General features: G+C 72.2%; 18 protein-coding genes. 6 read left to right on the forward strand and 12 right to left on the reverse strand.

Annotated features, from left to right (window positions below; genetic code table 11):
* The first annotated feature begins 43 nt into the window (after nt 1–43).
* The gene (locus ACWCQK_RS11510; protein WP_451154425.1) at nt 44–1,162 is read left to right on the forward strand and encodes a PP2C family protein-serine/threonine phosphatase; all 1,119 of its coding nucleotides are present in this window, start codon (nt 44–46) and stop codon (nt 1,160–1,162) included.
* 191 nt (nt 1,163–1,353) lie between these two features.
* Here the strand turns inward: ACWCQK_RS11510 and ACWCQK_RS11515 are convergent, their stop codons facing one another.
* Complete coding sequence (locus ACWCQK_RS11515) at nt 1,354–2,379, reverse strand: alcohol dehydrogenase (RefSeq protein WP_451154427.1); 1,026 nt, start codon at nt 2,377–2,379, stop codon at nt 1,354–1,356.
* A gap of 299 nt (nt 2,380–2,678) precedes the next feature.
* On the opposite strand from ACWCQK_RS11515, the gene ACWCQK_RS11520 reads away from it, so the two are divergent.
* Nucleotides 2,679–3,902 carry an aminotransferase class V-fold PLP-dependent enzyme gene (locus ACWCQK_RS11520; protein ID WP_451154429.1) on the forward strand — a complete coding sequence of 408 codons (1,224 nt, stop codon included), beginning with the start codon at nt 2,679–2,681 and terminating at the stop codon, nt 3,900–3,902.
* A 240-nt stretch (nt 3,903–4,142) separates the two neighbouring features.
* On the forward strand, nt 4,143–4,862 hold the full coding sequence (locus ACWCQK_RS11525; protein ID WP_451154431.1) for an FAD binding domain-containing protein: 720 nt from the start codon (nt 4,143–4,145) through the stop codon (nt 4,860–4,862).
* 41 nt (nt 4,863–4,903) lie between these two features.
* Here ACWCQK_RS11525 and sbnA read toward each other — a convergent pair whose 3' ends face one another.
* From sbnA to ACWCQK_RS11550, 5 genes are read right to left on the reverse strand one after another with little or no spacing between them, the layout of a single operon-like run.
* Nucleotides 4,904–5,956, reverse strand: coding sequence for a 2,3-diaminopropionate biosynthesis protein SbnA (sbnA, locus tag ACWCQK_RS11530; protein WP_451154433.1), 1,053 nt, complete (start codon nt 5,954–5,956; stop codon nt 4,904–4,906).
* 37 nt (nt 5,957–5,993) lie between these two features.
* Nucleotides 5,994–7,073 carry a 2,3-diaminopropionate biosynthesis protein SbnB gene (gene sbnB / locus ACWCQK_RS11535; RefSeq protein ID WP_451154435.1) on the reverse strand — a complete coding sequence of 360 codons (1,080 nt, stop codon included), beginning with the start codon at nt 7,071–7,073 and terminating at the stop codon, nt 5,994–5,996.
* Nucleotides 7,070–8,074: a TauD/TfdA family dioxygenase gene (locus ACWCQK_RS11540; protein ID WP_451154437.1), complete on the reverse strand. Its 1,005-nt coding sequence runs from the start codon at nt 8,072–8,074 to the stop codon at nt 7,070–7,072. Before ACWCQK_RS11540 ends, sbnB begins: the two co-directional genes overlap by 4 nt.
* 31 nt (nt 8,075–8,105) lie before the next feature.
* Nucleotides 8,106–11,366 carry a non-ribosomal peptide synthetase gene (locus ACWCQK_RS11545; RefSeq protein ID WP_451154439.1) on the reverse strand — a complete coding sequence of 1,087 codons (3,261 nt, stop codon included), beginning with the start codon at nt 11,364–11,366 and terminating at the stop codon, nt 8,106–8,108.
* Nucleotides 11,367–11,379: 13 nt separating this feature from the next.
* Entirely contained in the window at nt 11,380–13,986 is a 2,607-nt protein-coding gene (locus ACWCQK_RS11550; protein WP_451154441.1) for a Pls/PosA family non-ribosomal peptide synthetase, read from the reverse strand.
* A 456-nt stretch (nt 13,987–14,442) separates the two neighbouring features.
* Between ACWCQK_RS11550 and ACWCQK_RS11555 the strand changes: the two genes are divergently transcribed.
* Nucleotides 14,443–15,666, forward strand: a complete 1,224-nt coding sequence (locus ACWCQK_RS11555) for an acyltransferase family protein (protein WP_451154443.1) — start codon at nt 14,443–14,445, stop codon at nt 15,664–15,666.
* Nucleotides 15,667–15,706: 40 nt separating this feature from the next.
* On the opposite strand, the gene ACWCQK_RS11560 is transcribed toward ACWCQK_RS11555, so the two are convergent.
* Nucleotides 15,707–17,095, reverse strand: coding sequence for a diacylglycerol/lipid kinase family protein (locus ACWCQK_RS11560; RefSeq protein ID WP_451154445.1), 1,389 nt, complete (start codon nt 17,093–17,095; stop codon nt 15,707–15,709).
* Between the two features lie 253 nt (nt 17,096–17,348).
* Here ACWCQK_RS11560 and ACWCQK_RS11565 point away from each other — a divergent pair, with 253 nt between their 5' ends.
* Nucleotides 17,349–19,424: a SpoIIE family protein phosphatase gene (locus ACWCQK_RS11565; protein ID WP_451154447.1), complete on the forward strand. Its 2,076-nt coding sequence runs from the start codon at nt 17,349–17,351 to the stop codon at nt 19,422–19,424.
* Here ACWCQK_RS11565 and ACWCQK_RS11570 read toward each other — a convergent pair.
* The 5 genes from ACWCQK_RS11570 to ACWCQK_RS11590 all read right to left on the reverse strand — a co-directional run bounded on the left by ACWCQK_RS11570 (nt 19,417) and on the right by ACWCQK_RS11590 (nt 22,399).
* On the reverse strand, nt 19,417–19,938 hold the full coding sequence (locus ACWCQK_RS11570; protein WP_451154449.1) for a hypothetical protein: 522 nt from the start codon (nt 19,936–19,938) through the stop codon (nt 19,417–19,419). The genes ACWCQK_RS11565 and ACWCQK_RS11570 overlap by 8 nt on opposite strands.
* Complete coding sequence (locus ACWCQK_RS11575; protein ID WP_451154451.1) at nt 19,922–20,413, reverse strand: RNA polymerase sigma factor; 492 nt, start codon at nt 20,411–20,413, stop codon at nt 19,922–19,924. The genes ACWCQK_RS11570 and ACWCQK_RS11575 overlap by 17 nt, the downstream gene beginning before the upstream one ends.
* Nucleotides 20,414–20,643: 230 nt before the next feature.
* Nucleotides 20,644–21,261, reverse strand: coding sequence for a class F sortase (locus tag ACWCQK_RS11580; RefSeq protein WP_451154453.1), 618 nt, complete (start codon nt 21,259–21,261; stop codon nt 20,644–20,646).
* On the reverse strand, nt 21,258–21,611 hold the full coding sequence (locus tag ACWCQK_RS11585) for a sortase-dependent protein (RefSeq protein ID WP_451154455.1): 354 nt from the start codon (nt 21,609–21,611) through the stop codon (nt 21,258–21,260). Before ACWCQK_RS11585 ends, ACWCQK_RS11580 begins: the two co-directional genes overlap by 4 nt.
* Before the next feature lie 335 nt (nt 21,612–21,946).
* Entirely contained in the window at nt 21,947–22,399 is a 453-nt protein-coding gene (locus ACWCQK_RS11590; protein WP_451154457.1) for a phospholipase, read from the reverse strand.
* Nucleotides 22,400–22,662: 263 nt separating this feature from the next.
* Between ACWCQK_RS11590 and ACWCQK_RS11595 the strand changes: the two genes are divergently transcribed.
* Nucleotides 22,663–23,658 carry a pyridoxal-phosphate dependent enzyme gene (locus tag ACWCQK_RS11595; protein WP_451154459.1) on the forward strand — a complete coding sequence of 332 codons (996 nt, stop codon included), beginning with the start codon at nt 22,663–22,665 and terminating at the stop codon, nt 23,656–23,658.
* Nucleotides 23,659–23,716 lie beyond the last annotated feature (58 nt).

Raw genomic sequence — 23,716 nt, forward strand, 5'->3', positions numbered from 1 at the left:
TCATCAGCGATCACCGCCCGACTTGTCCCGATATTCTTACTCTATGATTCCAGCCGGGCGACTACGGCGCCGCCGCCGCCCTCCCCACGGCGGCGGGCGGGTCACCGCACAGCTGGCGCCGGTGATCCTCACCCTCCTCATCGCGGGCCTGGCGTTCTCCACGCCCCGGCAGTTCGCCTTCAGCCGCCTGCTGCCGGCCGCGCCGGCCCTCGCCGCCGCGATGTGGCCCGTGATCCCGACGATCCTGCTGGGGGTGTGCTGCCTGCTCGTGATGGTCGGCCTGAGCCTCGTCTACAGCGACCTCGGGACGCCCTACACGCTGGCCGCGATCGCCGCGGTCACCCTGGCGGCCGCGTACGCGAGTCACGTCCGGCTCCAGCGGGAGGAGACGCTCTTCCAGATCCGGCTCGTCGCCGACGTGGCCCAGAAGGTGCTGCTGCGCCCGCTGCCCCGCCGGATCGAGGGCATCGAGATCACGTCCCTGTATCTGGCCGCCCAGGCGGAGGCACAGATCGGCGGCGACTTCTACGAGGCGGCCAACACCCCGTACGGCGTCCGCCTGCTCATCGGCGACGTACGCGGCAAGGGACTGTCCGCGGTGGGGGCGGCCTCGGCCGTGGTCAGCTGCTTCCGGGAGGCCGCCTACGAGGAGCCCGACCTCAGGGGCATCGCCCATCGGCTGGAGAGCAGCATCACCCGCCACATCGCCGCGTTCCACACCCAGGACCTGGCCGAGCGGTTCGCCACCGCGCTCATCGCCGAGGTCCCGCCCGGCGGGGGCCACATCAGGATCCTCAACTGCGGGCACCCCCCGCCCCTGCTCGTGCACCACAGGACGGTCCGCGTCCTGGATCCCAGCCTCCCCTCGCCGCCGCTCAACCTCGCGACGCTCATCGGGGCCCACTACTACGTCGACACCGTCCCCTTCGCCCCGGGCGACCAGCTGTTGCTGTACACCGACGGCGTGACCGAGACCCGGGACCGCTGCGGACGGTTCTTCCCGCTGCCGGAGTGGATGCGGCAGCAGGAGCCGGAACCGCCGCGCGAACTGCTCGACCGGCTGCACAGGGCGCTGCTCCAGCACAGCGGCGGACGACTCGACGACGACATCGCGGCGCTCGCGGTACAGAGCCCGCACACCCCCCGGGAACGCCCCGCGTAGACGCCGCCTCGCCGACGGTGTGCGGGGGACGGCGTCCGGACGCGGGCCGGCTGGACCGGGCGTACGAGCGCCCGCCGTCGAAACGACGTGGCGGGCGCGGGTCGGACGGACATGCAGCTGTGTGCGGCGGGCGCGGGTCGGCGGGCCTTGGTGGAGGCGCGGGTCGGCGCGGCGACGTGCGGGGGCGCCGGTCAGCGGGTGGTGAGCACCATCCGGAAGCGGGCGCCGCCGGACAGCATCTTCTGATACGCCGCGTCGGCCTCGCTCAGCGGCGCCGTCTCGACCGTCGGCCGGATCCCGTGCAGCGCGCTGAACTCCATGGTGTCCTGCACGTCCCGCGCGGTGCCGGACGGGTGGCCGCGGACGACCTTCCCGGGCAGGAGCAGCTGGAGCGGGTTGATCCCCAGTGGTTCGGTGTCCGCGCCGATGACGACCAGTTCGCCGCGCGGCGACAGCCCCTCCACGGTGGCCGCGATGGCGGCGGAGCTGCCGGCGGTGGCGAGGACGACCTTGGCGCCGCCGAGTGACCCGAGGGCGTCCGCGACGGTGGTGTCCGCCGTGCTGTCGACGTAGTGATGGGCGCCGAGCCGCTTGGCCAGGTCGGCCTTGCCCGGACCGCGGGCGATCGCCACCGTCTCGAAGCCCATGGCGACCGCGTACTGCACCCCAAGGTGACCGAGGCCACCGATACCGAGGACGGCGACCAGGTCGCCCGGCTCGGCGGCGCTGCGCCGCAGTCCGTTGAACACGGTCACGCCCGCGCAGGCCATGGGGCCCGCGTCACTGGCCGTCAGGGCGTCCGGGATCCGGGCCAGGGCGTCGACCGGCGCGATCACCTGCTCGGCGTAGCCCCCGTCATACGCGGCCCCGGGGACCTTGAGATTCACGCACACGACGAAGTCGCCCTGCCGGCAGGGCTTGCAGTGGCCGCAACTGCCCCCGAACCAGCCGACCGTCACCCGGTCGCCCACCTGCCAGCCGTAGTCCTGCGCGCCCTCGCCCAGCGCCTCGACACGCCCCGCGATCTCGTGTCCGGGAACCAGCGGGAAACGCAGTCCGGGCAAGCCGGCGTTCACGAAGAAGGCGTCGCTGTGGCAGATCCCGCAGGCGTCCACCGCGATCCGTACATGGCGTGGGCCGGGTTGCTGCACCTCGCGCTCGACGATCTCGAACGGCCCGCCGACGGCGGCCACCTGCGCGACTCGATAGCTACTCATGTGCATCTCTCCGGGATCGGAAATCGGCGACCCCCGCCCCCCAGCAAACCAGCTCCGGCCCGATCACGCGCGCCCAGCGGGAGGGCTCGCGAGGGCCCTCTCCGGGCGGCCCCGTCCGGGATCCGGCCGCGCCGCCGGGGGCTCCCGTGATCCGTCCCGGCGGCGACGAGACCGTGCGGCGGGGCCCCGGACCGTGCTCTGTATCGTGTGCTCGATCCGATGATCCCGCGCCGCCGGGCGGCGGCTGGATCCGGCCGCCGTCACACAGGCCCGAGGGGCTACGAGGAACGAGGAGTCACGTGAGCGAGACCGAGGTCGTCACCGCGCCCCGCCCGCTGCCACTGGGCGACGGCCGGCCCGCCGTCGCGGCCTGGTCGCTGGACCCCGGCATGCTCCACCTCAACCACGGGTCGTTCGGTGCCGTCCCGCTGGTCGCGCAGCACCGGCAGAACGAACTGCGGGCCGAGATGGAGCGCGCCCCGGTCGTCTGGTTCCCGCAGCTGCCCGAGCGGCTCGCCGCCACCCGCGCCGAGATCGCCGCGTACCTGCGGGTCGACTCCGCGGACCTGGCGCTGGTGCCGAACGCCAGCGCGGGTGCCAGCGTCGTGTACGCGGCCCTGTCCGCTCACCCCGGCGGGGACGTCGTGGTCACCGACCACGGCTACGGCGCCGTCACCATGGGCGCCGAACGCCTCGCCCGGCGCTGGGGCGGCCGGGTGCGTACGGCCCGGGTGCCGCTGGCGGCCGACGCCGACCGGGCCTACCGGGCCGTCATGGACGAGGTCGACGACCGGTGCGCGCTCGTGGTGCTGGACCAGATCACCTCGGCCACCGCCCGCGGACTGCCGGTGGAGCGGATCGGGGCCGAGCTCGCCCGGCGCGGCGTCACCCTGCTCGTGGACGGCGCGCACGCCCCCGGCATCCTCCCCGCCCCGCTGGAGGGGCTGGTCTGCGACGCCTGGGTCGGCAACCTCCACAAGTGGGGCTGCGCACCGCGCGGCACGGCGGCTCTCGTGGCCCGCGGGCCGCTGCGCGAACACCTCCACCCGCTGATCGACTCCTGGAGCGCGGCGGAACCCTTCCCCCACCGCTTCGACCAGCAGGGCACCATCGACGCCACCGGTCCCCTGGCGGCGCCGACGGCACTGGACTTCGTCGCAAGCACGTGGGGCTGGGAGACCGCCCGCCGGTACATGGACGAGCTGGCCGACTACGGGGCCCGCGTGATCGGCGACGCGTTCACGAGCCCGGTGGAGAGCGTGGACGTCGGTATGCCCGTGCCGGGCATGCGCCTGGTCCGGCTCCCCGAGGGACTCGGCGCCACCCGCCTCGCGGCGGACGCGCTGCGCGACCGCGCCACCGTCGAGCTGGCCGCGGAAGCCGCCTTCACCAGCTTCGACGGCATCGGCTACCTCCGTCTGTCGGCCCACGTCTACAACACCCCCGCCGACTACGAGCGCTTCGCCGAGACCTGCGTACCCGTCATCGAGGACTGGGCCCGCGAGGCCCGCACCCGCGCCTGAGCGGTGACCCCGGCTCACGCGACACGGGTGCGGCCCGCGTGCCGCGCGGGGACATGGATGGTGTGGAGGACGGCGGAGTCGTACACCCCGTTGCGCACCCCATGGACGGCGGGCGCCCGAGGCGAAAGTGTGGGGCTTGTATGCGCCCCCGTGTGCCGGGGCAGGATGCGCAAGGCAAGTGATCATGAGGCTGGGTTCCGCGCCCGTCCCCCGACGTCCCAGGAAGGCAGGTCGGCCACCGTGCTGTTGCGTCTGCCCACGTCCGTGTCCGAGGCTCAGGAGTGCATGGCCGAAGGGGCCGTGCCGATAGGCGGGGCGACCCTCGTCTGGGCCACCTGGCAGCGGGACGGCTTCCCCGCACAGGCGATGTCCCTGCGCGACGTGCCCGAGGCCAACGCCGTGGGGCGCGAGGTGCTCGGCGCCGCCGTGCTGCTGCACCAGATCGACGACCGTGTGCCGGAGGTGCTGCGCCGGGCCGCCGCCACGGTGGGCACCGGAGCCGTCCGCCGGACCGCGACGGTCGGCGGCAACCTCGTGGGCAGCACGCTGCGTTGTCTGCTGCCCGCCGCGCTCGTCCTCGACGCACGGGCCACTGTGCTGGAGCCGGACCAGCCCTACGAGACCGATCTGGCCGAGGTGGTGGCGAAGCGTCACCTCCTGCTCAGTCTCCACTGGCGCGAGCCGGTGGCCAGCGGCTATCTCAAGATGTCCGGCGAAGCGGGCGGACCGCCGCCCCTCGTCGTCGCCACCGCCGTGCACGCCGACGCCGAGGGAGGACATCTCCTTCGGGTCGCCGTGCGCGACGGGTACGACGTGCTCACCGAGAGCGCCTCGGCCGACGCCGACGCCGACCAGGTCGTGCGGACCCTGGGGCGTACGGCTCTCGGCGGTCTGGACTCCACGGCGAGGGAAGCGGTCCGCCGGCAGGTCACCGACGTACTGTCCCGTGCGGGCGGCTGAGGGCGGCACACGGCCGCCACGGTGTCGCCGCGGCGGGGTTCCTAAGGTCTGTCGGAGGAGTGGTGACCACGGCTCTCGAGGTCGGGCGTGCGCCCGTGGTGCGGGCTGGGGCCGTGGGATCCGACGGTCGTCTGCTGCTCGGAATCCAATATGTGTTCGCCGTACAGGTCCCGTAGCCAGTTGGTCTGGTACATGGTGTCGAGGTACCGCTCGCCGAGGTCGGGGGCGATACCCACCGCGGTGATGCCGGGGGTGTCGTGCCGGTTCAGCCAGTCCACGGCGCCGCTGACCACCGTCCCGGTGGAACCGCCGAACAGGTACCCGCGTCTGGCCAGCCGGTGACAGGTGCGGATGGTGTCCGCCTCCTCGACCCTGACGACCTCGTCCACGTAGGACTCGTCGAGCAGCGGCGGCCGCATGCTCATGCCCAGACCGGGGATCATCCGGCGGCCGGGCTCGCCGCCGAAGGCCACCGAGCCCACGACGTCCACGGCGACGATCCGCACCGATGGGCGGCGCTCGCGGAAGTAGCGGGCGCAGCCCATCAGGGTCCCGGTGGTGCCCGCCCCGACGAAGAGCACGTCGAGGCGTGGGAAGTGGCCCGCGATCTCCGGCCCCGTCGTCTGGTAGTGGGCCTGCCAGTTCCCTGGATTGGTGTACTGGCTGAGCCACACGTACCGCTCGTCGGACGCGCACAGCTCACGGACGTAGTCGATGCGCGCGCCGAGGGCGCCGGCCTTGGGGTCGACCTCCGAGACCACGTGCACCTCGCTGCCCAGTGCCTCCATCAGCAGTCTGGTCGACAGGTTGCAGCGGGAGTCCGTGACACAGAGGAACCGGTATCCCTTGCTCGCGGCGATCATGCTGAGCGCCACGCCCAGGTTCCCGGACGAGGACTCGACCAGAATCGAGTCCGGCGTCAGGAGTCCGTCACGCTCGGCAAGCCTCACCATCTCGTTCGCGGCCTTCAGCTTGATCGAGCCCGCGAAGTTGAAGCCCTCGCACTTCAGGTACAGAGCGTGGCCGAAGATCGACTGAAGGTCGACGTAGAGCCCGCTTTCGTTGAAGGCGTAGGGGGCGGAAATGACGGGCACGGTGGGCCTCCAGTTGGCAGAGCTGAGGTAAGTGGCTTCAGCCGTACCGGCGCAGGTCGTGGAAGAAGTCGTCGATCAGACGGAGATCTCCCGTCCGGGCCACTTCGTCGTAGACGAACTTGCCGACGGCGAGGTCGAGAACGCCGAGCCCGAAGGGCGAGAAGATCACTGGCCGGTCGGTCGGCAGGGTCACCCGTCCGGCCATGACGTCGTCCAGCGTGCCGTCCAGGAAGTCACGGCTGCCGGTGAGCTGTTCGGCCAGGTGGGGTGAGGTGTCGGCCTTCAGGCAGTGTTCGACGTCGTCGACCACGTTGGCCGAGGCGAGCAGGATCTCGGGGGCGAGGTCGCGCAGGGACACGTGCAGGACCAGCGGGTTGTGCGCGAACCAGGCCGGGTCGGTGACGTGCGGGGAGCCGGCGACGGTCGCGAAGACGACCAGGTCGCTGGCGCGGATCAGCTTCTCGGGGCTGTCGTGCACCGTGACCTCGATGGCGGGGCCGGCGGCGCCGTCCTGCCGGAGGTAGCCGCAGAAGCCCGCGGTGCTGTCCGCGGACAGGTCGTGCACACCCACGGCGTCGAACGTCCAGCCGGTGCGGGCCAGGAAGGTGTGGATGTAGCGGGCGATCAGGCCGGTACCGACGAACCCGATACGAGTCGGACGGGGCCGGTCCCGGCTGAGCCGGTCGGCGGCCAGGGCGGCGGACGCCGCGGTCCTGGTCGCGCTGATGACGGAGCTCTCCAGGCAGGCGAAGGGATATCCGGTGTCGTGGTCGTTGAGGACCAGGACCGCGGAGGCCCGGGGCAGCCCGGCGTTCACGTTGGCCGGGAAGCTGGAGATCCACTTCAGGCCGTCCACCCGCTGCGGTCCGCCGATGGAGGCAGGCAGCGCGATGATCCGGGCGGTGGGGCGGTCGGGGAAGCGCAGGAAGTACGACGGCGGGTTGACCGAGTCCCCGGCGCCGTGCAGCCGGTAGGTGGCCTCGACGAGATCCACGATTTGTCGTTCGCGGCCGTCGAGGGCCTGCTGAACCTGTGCGCCGGAGATCACCGCGAAGGTGGGCACCGGGGCGGAACGGGGCGTGGTGGGCCGGGTGGTGGCGGAGGGCAGGGTGGTCATCGCTGGCTCGCCTCCGGGGTCGGGCAGGAGTCCGTCAGCCGCTGGGGCTCGGCCATGCCGACCAGCACCTCGCGCTCGCCGGTGTAGGCCTCTCGGCTGTGTGCGCTGCGTACGTTGTCGACGAGCATCAGGTCGCCGGACTGCCAGGGCTCGCGCCGGGTGTGCTCGTCGTAGGTGGCGTTGATGACCCGGACGACGTCCTCGCCGATCGGCGAGCCGTCGCCGTAGCGGGTGTTGAACGGCAGTCCGTCCGCGCCGTAGACGTCCACGAGGTACTCGCGGACCTCGGGAGCGAGCGTCCACTCGTTGAGGAAGGCGATCTGGTTGAACCAGCAGCGCCTGCCGGTGAGCGGGTGGCGCACCACGGCGCTGCGGCGCTGCCGGGTGTGCAGCGCTCCGTCGGGCTGCCAGGCGAAGTCGATGCCCTGGGCACGGCAGTAGCGCTCGACGGCGTCGTGGTCGTCGGTGCCGAACGACTCCTCCAGGGAGGCCCCGATCTCGTCGTTGTAGCTGCGGGTGAGCAGCCAGCCCTCGCGCTCGAAGCGCTCGCTCAGCTCGGTGGGCAGCGCCTGGAGCACGTGTTCGGCGTCGGCCACCGCGGTGGCTCCGCCCTGGCCGGGCGCGGTCAGGCAGGCGAACAGCATCAGGCCCGGGGTCTCCAGCCGGTAGCTCAGCTCGTGGTGCATGCACATCGGCTGGTTGGTCGGCCAGGTGGAGGAGGAGTACACGCCGGAGCCGTAGGACTGCCGGGGGGCGAAGGCCTCCCGCTCCGTCATCAGGTCGCCGGCCAGGCCCGCGAAGAGGGCGGCGGTCTGGTCCGCGTCCCGCAGTTTCAGGCCCCGGACGAGCAGCGCGCCGTGTTCGGTGACGCGGGCGCGCAGCGCCTCCCGGTTCTGGGCCGCCCACCGCGACGCGTCGGCGGGGGCGTCGACGTGCAGGATCGGAGGTGTGTCCGGTCGCAGCTGCACCTCGGGCAGGGCTGCCAGGGATGAGGACGACATCTGGGTTCCTTTCGGTTGCCGCTCGGGCGGCTCAGGGGGAGGCCGTCGGTTCGGCCGAGTCGCGCACCGCCTGGGCCGCGGCGGCCGGTCGGGTGCGCGGGAAGTAGTGGCCTCCGTCGGCGAGTTCGTACAGATCCACCTGTACGGCCAGCAGTTGCCACTCGCGGTAGTGGTCGGTGAAGTCCGCCGTGTGCGGGTCGTCGGCCGCCACGACGACGGTGACCGGAGCGGACAGTCTCGCCGTGGGCGGGTTCTCCAGGGCCTCGGCGAAGTAGCGGTGCGCGGCCACGCAGTCGTCGCGGTAGGCGGCGCCGATGTGCTCGGCGTGCTGCGCGTTCAGCTCGTCGAGCTCGGTGTAGCCGCCGTCGGCGCTCAGCCGTGCGGCGATCTCGGCGTTGCTGCGGGCCGTCAGTTCGGTGACGGCCGCGCGCCGGTCGGCGGCGGTGCCCGGCAGCTGGGCGCCCAGGAACACCCGCGTGACGTCCACCCCGCGGTCCTGGAGTCTTCGCGCCGTCTCCAGGGCGGGTGCGGCGCCCGAGGAGTGACCCCAGAGCATGACCCTGGTCAGGCCGCGCGCGGTGATCTCGGCGACGACCTGTTCCACCACCCGCGCCATCGTGGCGAAGGGCTCCTGCCGGGCGGCCAGGTCGTGGCCGGGCAGATCGACGGCGTAGACCGCGGGGCCGCTGCCCGCGAGGGCGCCGGCCATCGGCTGGAAGTTGACCGCGTTGCCGCCCGCGTAGGGGAAGCACACGAGGGCGTACTCCGGGGTACCGGCGGACTCCGTCAGAGGCTGGAGCAGTCCCGGGTGCTCCTGGGCCGCGCCGTCGAGGAGCGCGGCGAGGTCGGCGAGCACCGGGTGGCGGGTGATGTCTTTGAGGGACACCGCGCGGTCGAGGGCGAGGGTGAGTTTCACGGCCGTCAGCGAGGTGCCGCCGGAGTCGAAGAAGTGGTCGTTGCGGCCGATGTGGGGCTCGGGAACGCCCAGCAACTCGGCCCACGCGCCCGCCAGTTTCCGTTCGGTCGGGGTGTGCGGGGCGTCGCGACGCTCCCCGGTGGCGCCGTCCGCGGCCGGGGCGGCCCGCTGGGCCAGCGCGGTCAGGGCCTTCTTGTCGATCTTCCCGTTGGCGGTCAGCGGGAGGTTCTCCTGCCAGTGGAACGCGGAGGGGACCATGTAGGCGGGCAGTACGGCGCCCAGCGCCTCGCGCAGCACGTCCGCCGACTGGCGGCGGCCGCTGTAGAAGGCGATGAGGTGCGTGCTGCCGCCGGCCGACTCGGCGACCACTACCGCGCCGTCCCGCACTTCGGGCACGCGCAGCAGGGTGTTCTCGACCTCGCCGATCTCGATGCGGAAGCCACGGATCTTGACCTGGTTGTCCCGGCGGCCGAGGAACTCCAGCTTGCCGTCGGGGTGCCAGCGACCCCAGTCGCCTCCCAGGTAGAGCCGTTCGCCGGGCCGGAAGGGATCGTCGCGGTAGGCCTCGCGGGTGCGTTCGGGGTCGTTGACGTAGCCGCGGCCCACGCAGACGCCGGAGAACGCGATCAGTCCGGGGGCGCCCAGCGGCACCAGCGACAGGTCCTCGTCGACGACGTGGACGCGCACGTTGTTGACGGGACGCCCCAACAGCACGCGTTCCGGCACCTCTTCCATGACCTCGTGGTTCGTGTCGTCCGAGGTCTCGGTCAGTCCGTACGCGTTGACGAGCTTGATCCCGGGCTGGATCGTGAACCAGCGCTGGACCAGTTCCCGCTTCAGCGCCTCGCCGGTGACCGACACACAGGCCAGGTCCGGCAGTTCGCGGGGGTGCCGCTCCAGGTAGGAGGCCACCACCTCCAGGTAGGAGGGCACGACCTGCGCCACCGCCACCCGGTCACGGACGAGGGTGTCGACGAAGCGCTCCACGTCCACCACGACGTCCTGCGCGACCAGGACGGTCCGTCCGCCCACCAGGAGCGCGGCCACCAGCTGCCACAGCGAGATGTCGAAGCACTGGGGGGCGGTCTGCGCCACCACCCGGCCCTCGTCGATCCCCAGGTCGTCGATCTTGGCGTAGAGGTGGTTGAGCATGCCCGCGTGCTCGCACATCGCTCCCTTCGGCTCGCCGGTGGAGCCGGAGGTGAAGTAGATGTAGGCCAACTGGTCGGCGGAGACCGGCACGTGGACGTCGGTGTCGTCGTCCTGTTCCGTGTACGCCGTCCCGATCGGCAGCCGCTCGACGCCGGAGAGGGTGCCGAGGGCCTCGTCGAGCGTGCCGGTGCTGCCGGACTCGGTCAGCACGATCCGGCATCCGGCGCGCGACAGGGTCGCCGCGATGCGTCCCGCGGGGAAGTGCGGCTCGATCGGCAGATACACGCCACCGGCCTTGAACACCGCCAACACCGATGCCAGCCAGTCGAGATGGCGTTCGGTGACCACCGCGACCACGTCTTCCCGGCCGAGTCCCCGCGCCAGCAGGGCCCGCGCCAGCCGGTTCGCGCGGGCGTTGAGTTCCCGGTACGTCCACCGGAGGTCGCCGTGCACGGCGGCCACCGCGTCCGGATGCGCGTGCGCCCGCTGCTCGAACAGCTCGTGCATCCGGGCCTGCGGCAGGGCGCGGCTGGGGCCGGCCAGCCCGTCGAGCTGGTGCCGCACCTCCTCGTCCGCGAGCAGGCTCTGCCGGGTGTGCTCGGCGTCCGCGTCGGCCGCCAGCAGCCGCAGCGCGGTGAGGTGGTAGCCACCGATCCGGGCCGCGGACCCGGCGTCCAGCGCCTCGGTGCGGTAGCGCAGCCGCAGCTCCGGTCCCGTGTCCCGGTCGCGCCAGCCCACACCGAGTACCGTGTCCTCGGCGAGGCCGTCCTCGGCGTCCGTCGGGTCGAGCACGATCTCGTACGACGGTCCCGTCGTCCCCAGTTCCCTGCGCAGCTCGGCGACGGGGAAGTCCCGGTGCGCCAGCAGTTCGGTCTCCACGCGGTGGGCGTGCAGCGCGAGTTCGCGCCAGGACCCGGGGGTGACGGTCAGCCGGCACGGCAGCGGGCCATCGCCCGTCCCCGCCGCATAGCCCGTCACCACGTCCTGCTCACCCGACAGCACGGCGAGGACCTTGGCGTGCGCGGCCAGCAGTACCGAGCTCACCGGCACCTGCCAGGCCCGGGCCAGTTCCCGTACCGCGTCCCTCACGTCGTCCGGTACCGCCGTCGCGTGTTCGGCGACTCCCGTGACCGGCTCTCGCACCCACCGCGGCACCGCGGTGGATCCACCGGCGGCCAGTATCCGGCCCCAGTACCGCCGGTCCGCCTCCCTGTGCGCTCCCATGGGTTGGCCTTCCTCAACTCGCCGTAGTCGCGTCGTCATTGACCGAACGTCTCCCTGTCCCCGTGACCGAGCCGACGACTTGGCGCCGCTCGCGGGCATCGGACATCTCCACGGCGGGGTTTCCTCCCCAGCGCGCGTTCGGGGGGACCTCCTCGCCCTTCATCAGGAACGAGTCGGGCGCCAGGACCGCGCCGTCACCCATCGTCACGCCGTAGTGCACATGGGAGCTGACACCGAGGGTGCTGCCGGCCCCGACCGTGGTGTAGTCGGACTTGAAGGTGCCGTCCTCCTGCGAGTGGCACTGGATCTTGCTCCCGGCGGCGAGCGTGCAGTCGTCCCCGATGGTGGCGAGCGTCCGCTCCGTCAGATAGCAGCCGTCGTCGAAGACCCTGCGGCCGATCCGCACGCCGAGCATCCGCCAGACCACGTTCTTGAAGGGGGTCCCGTTGAAGACGTTCAGGTAGTGGTCCGGCACCTTCCAGAGGCGCTCGTGCCACCAGAAGTACGGGTCGTAGATGGAGCACAGGCGCGGCCGCAGCGGGCCGAACCGGGTGATGCAGCGTTCCACCAGGACGAAGTAGAGGGTGGTGAACGCCAGCGTGATGGCCAGATAGCCCGCGATCACGACATGCCCGAGTACGCCGTACAGGCTGGCGGAGGCGAGCGCGAAGGCCGTGAGCGCGAAGGTGTGCAGCCAGCGCAGGAACAGGAAGAGCGCCATCGAGCGGAGGTTGTAGCGGTTCTTCGCGCCGAGGTTGCGGCGCAGTTCCTGGCCGGTCCTGAGGTGGTCGAACTGGACGTCGCGCTCCACCGTGCGAGGAATCTCGAAGCAGGGTGAGCCGAGCAGCCCCACGCCTTCCCGGACGGGTCCGTCGAGCGGGACCATGACCTTCGTCGCGAGCAGGCAGTTCTCCCCTGTCCTGCCGCCGACGGGATAGGCGATGTTGTTGCCGAGGAAGTTCCGCGCCCCGATCGACACCCGGGACACCCGGAACGACGTGTTCGAGTAGTCCGCGTTGATGATGGAGAGCCCGTCCGCGATCATCGTCCCGGTGCCGACGCGCACCTGATACGGGGTCTCGTGCTGCACCTCGGAGCCGAAGTTGGACCCGGTCTGCTCGACGTGTTGCAGGTCGTATCCGAGGGCTTTCAGATAGTGGACGATGTAGGAACTGTCGCCGAAGAGCCAGGCGAAGAACTTGATGTTCGTCATGGTGGCCGCCGCGCGGTGCACCGTGTAGTGGAAGCCGTAGAGCGGATAGGTCTTGTCGGGCTTGACGGCGAGACACATGATCCGCGGAACGGTGAACAGGACGGCCATGCCGAGGACGACGAAGCCGACGAACAGGGCGAGGGACAGCAGCACCGAGTCGAGCAGGAAGTCCTGCCACGAACTGGTGGGCGAGTCGGAGTCCAGCCGGTCACCGAGCGCCGGGACCCCGACGAACAGCATGTACATTCCGCCGACGGTCGCCGGTATGTACAGGAACAGCAGCTGGAGCAGAGTGGCGAGGCCGTACCAGGCCCGGCGCAGGGTGCCGCACTTCACGGGTCCGACCCTCACGTAGTCGATCTGCGTGGGTTCCGCCGGGGATCCGTGCCGGTGCTCGCCGGCCGGTATCGCCTGGCCGCGGTACAGGGCGGAGGCGTGGCCGAGCTGTGCTCCGTCGCCCATCGAGGTGTCGATGTCGAGCACGGTCTTCTCGCCGACGAAGACGTCCCGGCCGAGCGTGACCCGGCCGGTCTGGATCCGTCCGGCGTGCGCCCGGTAGCAGAGCAGGAACGCGTCCTTGCGGACCATCGTGCCGGCGCCGATCGTGAGCAGATCGGTGCAGACCGGCATGGAGCGGGAGAGGATCGTGACCCCCTTGCCGATCCGCGCGCCGAGCGCCCGCAGGTACAGCACGTACAACGGATTTCCGACGAAAAGCACCATCGGATTGGCGTGGAGCAGTACCTTGACGAGCCAGAACCGAAGGTACGACAGTCCCCAGACGGGGAATTCCGTCGGCTTCCAGCGGCCCACGAGAATCCACTTGCCCACGATCGGGAACACGCACAGGAAGACGAACCCGGCGCCGCCGAACACCAGTGAGCGCAGATAGATGTCGAGCACGCCCGTACCGTCGGCGACCCATTCGTAGCCTCTGGCGGTGGTGAATCCGGCAACAAGGGAATAACTCAAGAAAATAAGGAGCTGAATGATTCCGCAGAGCACGTAGTGCGGGGCTCGGGAAGGTCTCGTCACCGGCTCCGGCACCTGATCCGCCATCGGCAGCGGCGTCGTGAGCGCCATGTCGAGGGGAGTGGGCTCGAAATCCGCGAGCGCGGCCGCCAGACGTCTGATCGTGGGATGCCGATAGATGTCCTTCATCGACGCGGGCGGCAGATCCGGCTGCTTCCGGACCCGCGCACAGAACTGCGCCATGACCAGGGAGTTGGCTCCGAGGTCGTCGAAGAAGTTACTGTCGACCGAAACGCTTTCCACGCGGACGACGTCCGCCAGTACCTCCGCGAGTCTCTCTTCGGTGTCTTTCGCCATCGAGTCGGTTCCACTGCGTCCGACGACGGCCGATTCATTGAATCCGGATATGAATACCTCGGAAGACTGATCTACCATTTGTCCCCCTGGAGGACATGTGCGATGACCGATGGCCGCAGCCGACCGGTCCGGTGTCCTCGCACGCCGAAGAACGGCCCGACCGAGCCATTCGAAGCCACGAGGCCGTGCGCTGATGCTGATCACGAATCCGTGGCTTCAGTCTCGACCGTCCGTCGTCGGGTTGCCACTCCGAACGGATCGCGAGGAATCACCGATGACGCTCGCGGGCCGGTATTCCCTGGATTCCCGCACCGCCGGGCCGGGCGACAGATCACCCGGATGGGCGCCCGCTCCGCCCGGGCGCGGCGGGAGATCCGAGGCACCGGGGCTCATCGCGGCACCTGAAATGCCGCCCGTCCGGCAGGGCCGCTCGCACCGGCGGACGGAGGCATGACCGCCCGTACGCGTCGGCGTCCGTGTGATGTTTCGCGCCGGAACCGGATGAAGGCCGCGTGATCGGCAAGGTTGCCTTTCATGCTCGGCACCAGACACCCCGTGACAGGTGAGAACAGGACAACCGCGGCCGGCACGGCCCGGACGTCCGCGCACACCGCCTCCGCCGCCCCTCCCCCCGGTCCGCCGCCCGCGCTGCCGTCCCTCACGGGCCTGCGCTGGATGGCCGCGCTGCTCGTCTTCGGACTGCACGTGGGCAACGCCAAATACTTCGGCGGCACCGGCGGCCGCATCATGACGTGGGCGTTCGGGCCCGGTGGCAGCGGGGTGTCCTTCTTCTTCATCCTGTCCGGCTTCGTACTGATGTGGTCCGCCCGTCCCGCCGACCGCGCCCTCGCCTTCTGGAGACGGCGGGTGGCCCGCGTGTATCCCGTGCACCTGGTCACCGCCGCGCTCGCGCTGCTCCTCGCCCAGACCCTCGGCGTCCTGGCGACACCCACCCTCCGCCAGGGCCTGGCCGACCTGCTGCTCGTGCACTCCTGGTGGTACCCCTGGTGGCAGACCCTCGACCCGGTCAGCTGGTCGCTGGCCTGCGAGGCCTTCTTCTACGCGCTGTTCCCGCCGCTGGCGTTCGTCCTGCGCCGCCTGGGCCCTCGCGCGTCGGCGGCCCTGGCCGCCGCTTCCGTCCTGTCCGTGCTGTTCCTGGCCCGCTGCGACGTCCACACCGAGCTGGGCCGGCAGCTGTACTCCCTGCCCCTGGCCCGGCTGCCCGAGTTCGTCCTGGGCGCCGCCGTGGCCCGGCTGGTGCTCCTGGGCCGGTGGCGGGGACCTGGCCTGGAGGCCTCGCTCGCCGTCGCGGTCGTCGGCTACTTTTTCGTACCCCAGGTCACCGCCGGATACCCGGCCACCGGCTGCACCCTGATCGGTTTCGCCCTGCTCATCCCGGCGGCGGCCTGCGCCGATCTGCGCGGCCTGCCGTCACTGTGGCGGCGGCGGTGGCTGGTGCGGCTCGGTGAGCTCTCGTTCGCCTTCTACATGGTCCACCTGCTGGTGCTGCGCACCGCCCGGAGCCTGATCGGCGTCACCCCGCGCTTCGGTGTGGCCGGGGGACTGGCCGCCACCGCCGCCGTGTTCGCGGTGTCACTGGGGCTGTCGTGGGTCCTGTACGAGGCCGTGGAACGCCCGGCGCGAAAGCTGCTGCTCCGCGAGCGGCCGTCCCGCGGCCCGCGAAGGACGGCCGCGGCGGCCCGTACCGCGCCCGACTCGCCCACCCGCGACGACCGGGACGCCGCCCTCCGGGACTGAGCCGGCCCGCCGCCCGCTCGGCGGCGACGGCCCGCGCGGTTCACCGCGCCACCCGGCCCCCGTCCGGGACGGGCGGCACGTCGCGGGCCGGCCGTCCGGGCACCGCCGTCCGGCTCACGGCGGCGGCGAGCTTGCGCAGCCGCCGCCAGTCGAGCCGGGGCGGCGGGTCGGGGACACCGGGGCGTGTACGCGGGACGCGGACCCGCAGCGCGCGGCGCTCGATGCGGCAGCGGACCGGCGCGGGCAGCAGCAGTGCCTCACCGTCGAGTCCGACCTCCAGGTCCGGCGTGTCGGACTCGACGACCACCTCGTGGGCGGTCAGCGCCGACAGCCCGGCCCGGTTCGGGTCCAGCAGGAGTTCGGCCGCCTCCACGGCGCTGTCGACACGGACGGCGAGCACCCCGAGCCGTCCGGCGTTCAGCCGCTCCCGGCGGCCGAACCCGAACGGATCGCCGGTGCGGTAGGCGTTGTTGCTCACCAGCACGGCCTGCGGGTCGGCGAGCGCGACGCCGCCGGCCCGGACGGTCAGCCGCGGACCCCGCTGACGGGAGAGCAGGTCGGGCAGCACCTCCAGTGCGGTGCCGACCTTGTCGTCACGGTAGCCCGGACTCTGCACGACGGCCCCGTAGACGCCGAAGGAGGCGTTGTTCACGAAGGGACGGTCGGCGGCGAAGCCCAGGTCGACATGGAGCTCCACGCCGTCGGTGAGCGCGTCCAGGCAGGTCGCCGGGTCGTCGCGGTCGAGGCCGAGGTCCATGGCGAAGTGGTTGCGGGTACCGGCCGAGATGACGAGGAACGGCAGACCGTGTTCCACGGCCACGGCGGCGACCAGGGCCTGGGTGCCGTCGCCGCCCGCGACCCCGAGCAGGTCCGCGCCCTCGGCCACCGCCGACCTGGCCAGCTCGGTGACGTCCTGTTCCCGCTCCGGGTCGAGCAGGACCACGCGCGCGCCGAGGCTCTCCGCCTTCTCCCGGAGGGAGAACTTCTCGACCTTCCCGCCGCCGGAACGCGGGTTGAGGATCAGGAAGGGCCGCGTCGGCGGTGGCGTCCGGTGCTCCTTCATACGGGTGGGGCGCAGGCCCGTGCTCCGCAGGGCGTACCGGCCCGCCCACACGGCCACGCACCACAGGGCCACGGACAGCGCGATCACCCACACCAGCCGCAGCGCGACGAACAGCGCGACCACGGCGACGGGCGTGACGACCGCCAGCAGGGCCGCGGCCGCGCGGACCACCCCGCGCCGGGAGAGCGTCCACCAGAGGGCGGCGGCCGTGAGGGCGAGCCCGGCCAGTCCGACCGCCAGGAGCAGGAGGCCGCCCAGGCCGCCGTAGACGAGGGGCAGCAGCGCCGCGGCCGCCGCGGCGGCCAGCGCCCCCCTCGCCACCCACGCCTGCCGGCGGTGCGGTCGCTCGCTCTGTGTCGATGCCATGGGCCCCTTCCAGGGGTGTGCGCCGACGCTGGACGCCGTCCCTCGCACCGCGCGCGGGGACGCCCGACAAGATCTCACGGGGCGCCGTACGCACACCACCTGCCCCCGACGCGTGCGGGTGAACGTGAACAAAGTGTGTGATCGGTGCTTCCAGGGGGACCATGGAAGCTCAAGCGCCTGCGCACCCGGGCAGGCCGCGCTCCCGGCCGGAAAGGGGACGACACCTCTCCGGCGGTCGAAAGGAGTGCCCGCGATGAGCGGAGCCGAGCGCCCTCCCGTCGGCTCCGGCCGGGGTGACACCGGCCGGGCCAGCGGTCTGATGGACGTCCTCGGTGTCGCCGCGGTCCTGCTGGACTCCGAGGGCCGGATCGTCCTGTGGAGCCCACAGGCCGAGGAGCTGTACGGCTACACGTCACAGGACGCGCTCGGGCAGTACGCGGCGCAACTGCTGGTGCACGAAGAACACTGGGACTGGGTGGTCAAGACGTTCGCCGAGGTCATGGAGACCGGGCAGAGCTGGGCCGGGTCGTTCCCGATCCGGTGCAAGAACGGCGCGACGCGGCTGGTGGAGCTGCGCAACATGCGGCTGACGAACGAGGAGGGCGAGTACTACGCCCTCGGCCTCGGCACCGACTCGCCCACCCTGCACGACCTGGAACGGGACGCCGCCCTCGCCACCCGGCTGATCTCCCAGTCGCCGATCGGAGTGGCCATCTTCGACCCCGCCCTGCGGTACGTGGCGGTGAACCCGACGCTGGCCCGTATGCACGGGCTGTCGGCACCGGAACACCTCGGCCGCTACTACCGGGATGTCATGTCGGGCGCGGAGTTCGCGGAGACCGAGGCCGCGCTGTGGCAGGTCCTGCGCACCGGAGACCCGATGATCGAGGAGTCCACCGTCGTCGGGCGCACCCCGGCCGACCCGGGGCGCCAGCACGCGTGGGCGATCTCGATGTACCGGCTGGAGGACACCCACGGCCGCGTCCTCGGTCTGGCGGAACTGGTGGTGGACGTCACCCAGCGCTACGAGTCGGCGCTGGAGGCCGCCGAGACACGACGGCGCCTCGCCTTGATCGCCAACGGCTCCGCCCGGATCGGCACCACCCTGGAGGTCGAGCAGACGGCCCGGGAACTGGCCGACGTCACCGTGCCCGAGTTCGCCGACCTCGTCGCCGTGGACGTGCTCGACTCCGTCCTGGACAGCCACCGGCCCGCCTCCCGCGACGGCAGCCCCGCGCTCTTCCGGGCCCTCGCGGTGAAGGCCGCCTACCCCACCGAGGCCTTCCACGCCGCCGATCCGCCGGGCCGGATCGCCACCTACGACGTCGACCGGCTGGCGACCCGGTGCGTGCGCACGGGCCGGCCCGTGCTCGTCCGCCACGCTCAGCGGGACGACCTGAGCCGCATCGCCCGCGACGAGGACGCGGCAAGGCTGCTGGACCGTGCCGGGGTGCATTCGTACATGGCCGTCCCGCTCGCCGCCCGGGGCACGATCCTCGGCTTCCTGGGCCTCACCCGCGCCCGTGATCCGCGGCCCTTCGACGAGGACGACCTCGCCATCGCCACCGAGCTGGCCTCCCGCGCCGCGGTCTGCATCGACAACGCCCGTACGCACCAGAGCGTGCGCAACGCGGCCGAGACCCTCCAGCGCAGCCTGCTTCCCGACCACCCGCCGCGCCTTCCGGGCCTGCGGGTCGCCTCCCGCTACCTGCCCGCGCAGGCGGCCTTCGAGGTGGGCGGCGACTGGTACGACGTACTGCCGCTGGCCCGCGACCGGACCGCGCTCGTCGTCGGGGACGTCATGGGCAGCGGCATCGAGGCGGCCGCCACCATGGGCCGGCTGCGCACCGCCACCGCCGCCTTCGCCGAGGTCGACCTGGACCCCGCGCAGGTCCTCCAGCACCTCGACACGATCACGTCACGGCTGGAGCAGTACATCGCCACCTGCCTGTACGCCGTCTACGACCCCCACCGCGCCGAGCTGCGCATCGCGAACGCGGGCCACCTGCCTCCGGTGGTGGTCTGCGGCGGCGGACAGCCCCGTTTGCTCGACCTGCCGACGGGCACCCCGCTGGGCGTCGGCGGTGTCCCGTTCGAGACGACCACCGTCGCCTTCGCGCCGGGCGACCAGCTGATCCTGTACACCGACGGCCTGGTCGAGACCCGGCATGAACCCCTCGACGAGCGGCTCGACACCCTGCTGACCCTGCTCGACGCGCCCCACTCGCCCTTGGAAGCGTCCTGCAACCGGCTGCTCGAGAACCTGCGCCACCCCTACGACCACGACGACGTCGCCCTGCTGATCGCCCGCGCACGCCCCTTCACCTGACGGTGGCACCGCCCGCGGCGATGTCACCGATGGGGGCGGCGCCCTGCCGGGGCGCGGCGCGGGACGTCCGCTGTGTCGCCGGACGTGCGCGGGTCGGCACGGTCCGGGTGTCGGCGGTGGAGGGGGTGGTGCGGGAGACCCCGGGCCGGGGGTTCGAGGGGCTCGCCGAGGGCCGCGGCCTGACGGGATCGGCGGACCGCGACGGGCCGGGCACGACCGACGGGCCGGGCACGACCGCGGGGCTGCTCGCGGGCGGCGGCGGCGCCAGCGGGACCGTCGGGGACCTGGGCGTCGGTGAGGTCGTCAGCTGGAACGGGAGCACGACGAGCACGGCGACGGCACCCGTCAGACCGGCTCCGGCCGCGGCGCGCAGCAGCCGTCGGCGGGCGGCGCCGCGGCGGATCTCCTCGTACCGGCCGGGGGGCGGGCCGAGGTGTTCGGCGGTGGGGCGCAGGATGACGGCGAGCGGGTCGTCGGGGTCGAAGTCCGGACCGTCGTCAGAGGCTGTGATCAAGGCTTCTCCTCAGGTGGGCGCGGAGCAGTTCTCGGGCCGCGTGCAGGTCGGCCTTGACGGTCCCTTCCTTGCGCCCGGTCAGCACGGACACCTCCCGGACCGGCATGTCAGCGTAGTAGTGCAGCAGGATCGGGACGCGCAGTCGTTCCGGCAGCGACTGCACGAGCAGACGTACGGAAGGGTCGGCCTGCTCGGTGTACGGGCGGACGGCCGCTTCGGAGGTGGCCCGGCGCACGGCTCTGCGCTCGCGCTCCACCTTGCGCCAGTGGTCCCGGACCAGGTTGGCCGCGGTGACGTAGAGGAAGCCGCGGGGCTCCTCCACGGAGGTCCAGCGGGCCCAGAGGCGGGTGAAGGCCTCCGAGGCGATCTCGTGGGCCGTCTCGTCGTCGTCCACCAGGCGGCGGCACCAGCCGGCCAGGCGTGGGTAGAGGGCGGCGAACAGCTCGGACGCTGCCTTCTCGCGGGACCGTTTCAACGCTCTCCATGGTCGTGACTGTTCGTGCGGCTCCGCCGGTGCGGCCGCTCGTGCGGCGCTTCTCGTGCGGCGCCTTCTCATGCGGAGCTGTTCGTCCGGCTCCGGCCGTCCGGCTCCGGTCGTCCGGCTCCGGTCGTCCCGCTCCGCTCGTGAAGGAGGAGCCCGAACCGGTGGCGTACGTTCCACCGGTCCGGGATCCGGACGGTACGGTCCGCGTGCTGCGGGGTCGGTCAGGGGCTCGTGGAGCTCAGCGCGGCGAAGACGATCACGTTGTCGAGGTAGCCGTCACCGGTACGGGCACCGCCGCACGTGATGAGCCGCAACTCCGGCCGGTCCACGTCCCCGTAGACCTGGTCCGTCGGGAAGTCCGCCTTGGCGACCGTCCGTACGGACTCGACGGTGAACACCGCCGCCTTCCCGTTCTCCAGGCGCGCCACGATCCGGTCGCCCCGGTGCAGGTCCGCCAGGTGACGGAAGACCCCGTCCCCGTAGGCGCCGACCGTGACGTGGGCGAGGATCACCGAGGGGCCGACCTGGCCCGGCGTCGGTGAGTACCGGTACCAGCCCGCCCGGTCGTGCGCCGTGATCGGGGGCACCTGCACGGTGCCGTCCGCGGCCAGCCCCAGCGGCATGACCGGGGTGTCGACCCCGATGGCCGGGATCTCCAGCCCGACCGGGACCGAACGTCCGAGGGGGCGCGCCGCGCCCGCCTGCGCGGCGGACCGCGAAGGCGGTGGCGTGGCCCCCGGACCCACGGTCGTGACCCGGTCGGCTCCGTGGGCGTCGCAGCCCACGAGCGCGAAGGCCAGTGCCGCGGTGACGAACGCGCGCCTGGAGAGCGAGGTCATGCCCCGGTCGCCCGTCGGCGGCGTACGACGAGGATCGTCGCGCCACCCACGGCGACTGCCGCCGCGCCGCCGCCGATCAGCGCACCGTCGTTCCCGGACCGCGCGGACGGCGACGTCACACCGGTGTCCGGCGCTCCGGCGGGCACCCGGCCGACCTGGCTCGGGGCCGCCGTACGGGCGGGGGCGGCGCTCGGCGCCGTGCTGGGCGTGGCCGAGACGACGGACGGGGAGGGGGTCGCGGTACGCGCGGGGACCGGGCTCGGGCTCGTCCCGTCGGCGAACGCGGGCATCGCAGCCGCCAGCACCGCGGTGCCCGCGAGTGCCAGGGAACTGAGGACAGTTCGACGCATGAATCGCTCTCTTTCGTCGATCCCGCCGGCCGGGGAGACCGGCGGGCCGGGTTACGGATCGCGCAGAGAGACGAGACAGCGAGAGGGCGGGTTGTAAAGGGTTGGCAAAGGCCGTCGGCGGTGGTCCCCGCGCCCCGCGCGGGAGCCCGCCGGCGCGCAGTCGGCCGTCGGACGCCATGAAGACGGCACCGAGTCGACGCGAAGTCGGCGCGAAAGAGGCGCGGATACGTCCGCCGCCCCGCCCGGCGGCCCGAGATCGCCGTGCGGGCAGGCGTGCCGCGGGGCGCCGAACGGGCGGCGCCCCGCAGCCTCGGGCCGTCAGACCCGGCGTTCGCTCAGCCGAAGGCCTTGACGGCCTGGTAGTAGGTCCATGCCGTGCCGTCGCAGGCGGTCTTGGTGGCACCGCTGTAGTTGTTGCAGACCCGCTTGAGGTCTTCGTAGAGGGCGCTGTCGAGGCGGGACTTGTTGGCGCTGAAGCTGCCCGCGGCCTTGTAGTTGCGGTACCCGAAGTCGTGGCGCGCGCAGGACGTGGAGAAGGGGAAGCCGAACGGGTTGTCGGGCGAGGAGGAACAGTAGTCGGTGGACCAGTCGAATCCGTAGGCGGTCCAGGCCGCCTGGTTCGAGCGGGCGGCGGCCCACAGGTTGTAACTCGACGCGCTGGTCTGCGTCCAGCTCGCGAGGACCTGGGGCTTGTCGGCAGGAGCGGCGTCGGCGGACGTTGCGGTGGCGACTACGGCGACCAGGGCCAGAGTTGAGCCGGCGAGACCAGTGGCGAGTCTTCGGCGCATCCCACACCTCCACGAAAATGCGGCCCGTCCGTCGGACCGCAGGTTCATGACAATACGAATGCCGCCTGACCTTGGCTACAGCCCTGCTCCGCCTATCTTTTGAGGGTGCGTCAGACATGCGGGGCGGGCGCCGACGCGACGCGAGGACGGCGGAAACACGCCAGGTCCTCATGGTGAACGGGTCCCGTCCGGCGCACGCCGAAGTGAGGCCGAAGAGCGGCCCGCTGTCGCGCGCCGGCGGCCGATGGCCGACGCTGTCCCCTGTGCACACCACCGATGACACCCCCGGCTCCCCCTCCCCCGTCCCGCTCGGCACCTGGCCGACGCCCGTCGAGCCACTGCCCCGGCTCGCGGCCGCGCTGGGGCTCGGCGAGCACGATCTGCTGGTCAAACGGGACGACCTGACCGGCCTGGGCGGAGGGGGCAACAAGGTACGCAAACTGGAGTGGACCGTCGGTGCCGCGCTCGCGGACGGAGCGGACACACTGGTGACCACGGGTGCTCCGCAGAGCAATCACGCCCGTCTCACCGCCGCCGCGGCCGCCCGGCTGGGCCTGCGCTCCGTCCTCGTCTTCCCCGGGACCGGCGGCGGGTCGCGGTCGGGCAACCTGGTGCTCGACGGGCTGCTGGGCGCCCGCGTCGTGTGGTCCGGTGTCTCCGGCCGGGCGGCCCTGGACGCGGCGGCCACGGCGGTGTGCGCCCGCCTCGAGGAGGAGGGTGCCCGCCCGGCCCTCATCCCCTTCGGCGGTTCGAGCGCGCTGGGGGCACTGGGGTACGTGCGGTGCGGAGAGGAACTGAGCGACCAGGTACCCGACTTGGACACCGCGGTCGTGGCGCTGGGATCGGGGGCGACCATGGCCGGGCTGGTCGCCTCGCTCGGCCCGGACCGTGTCATCGGGGTCGACACGGGGGCCCTCGACGACCCCGCGCCCGCCGTGGCCGCGTTCCTCGCCGACCTCCTGCCCGAACCCGTACGGCCCGAGCGGCTGAGGATCCGCGGCAACCAGGTCGGCTCCGGGTACGGGACCCTCACGGACGAGGTCAAGTCCGCGCTGACCGTCACGGCCCGCACGGAAGGGATCATCCTGGATCCCGTGTACACCGGCCGTGCCATGGCGGGGCTGATGGCCGCCGTACGCGACGGCGGCATCCGGCCCGGCCGGACGACCGTGTTCGTCCACACGGGCGGGCTGCCGGGGCTTTTCGGGCATCCGGACGCGGTCGCCTACGGGGAGAACAGCGTGATCAGCGGTCTCTGACCTTCGAAGCGGAACCATGAGCAGTGATCGGTGAGCAGTGAGCAGTGATCACTGGCCA

This window comes from Streptomyces sp. NPDC002306 (assembly GCF_053593435.1).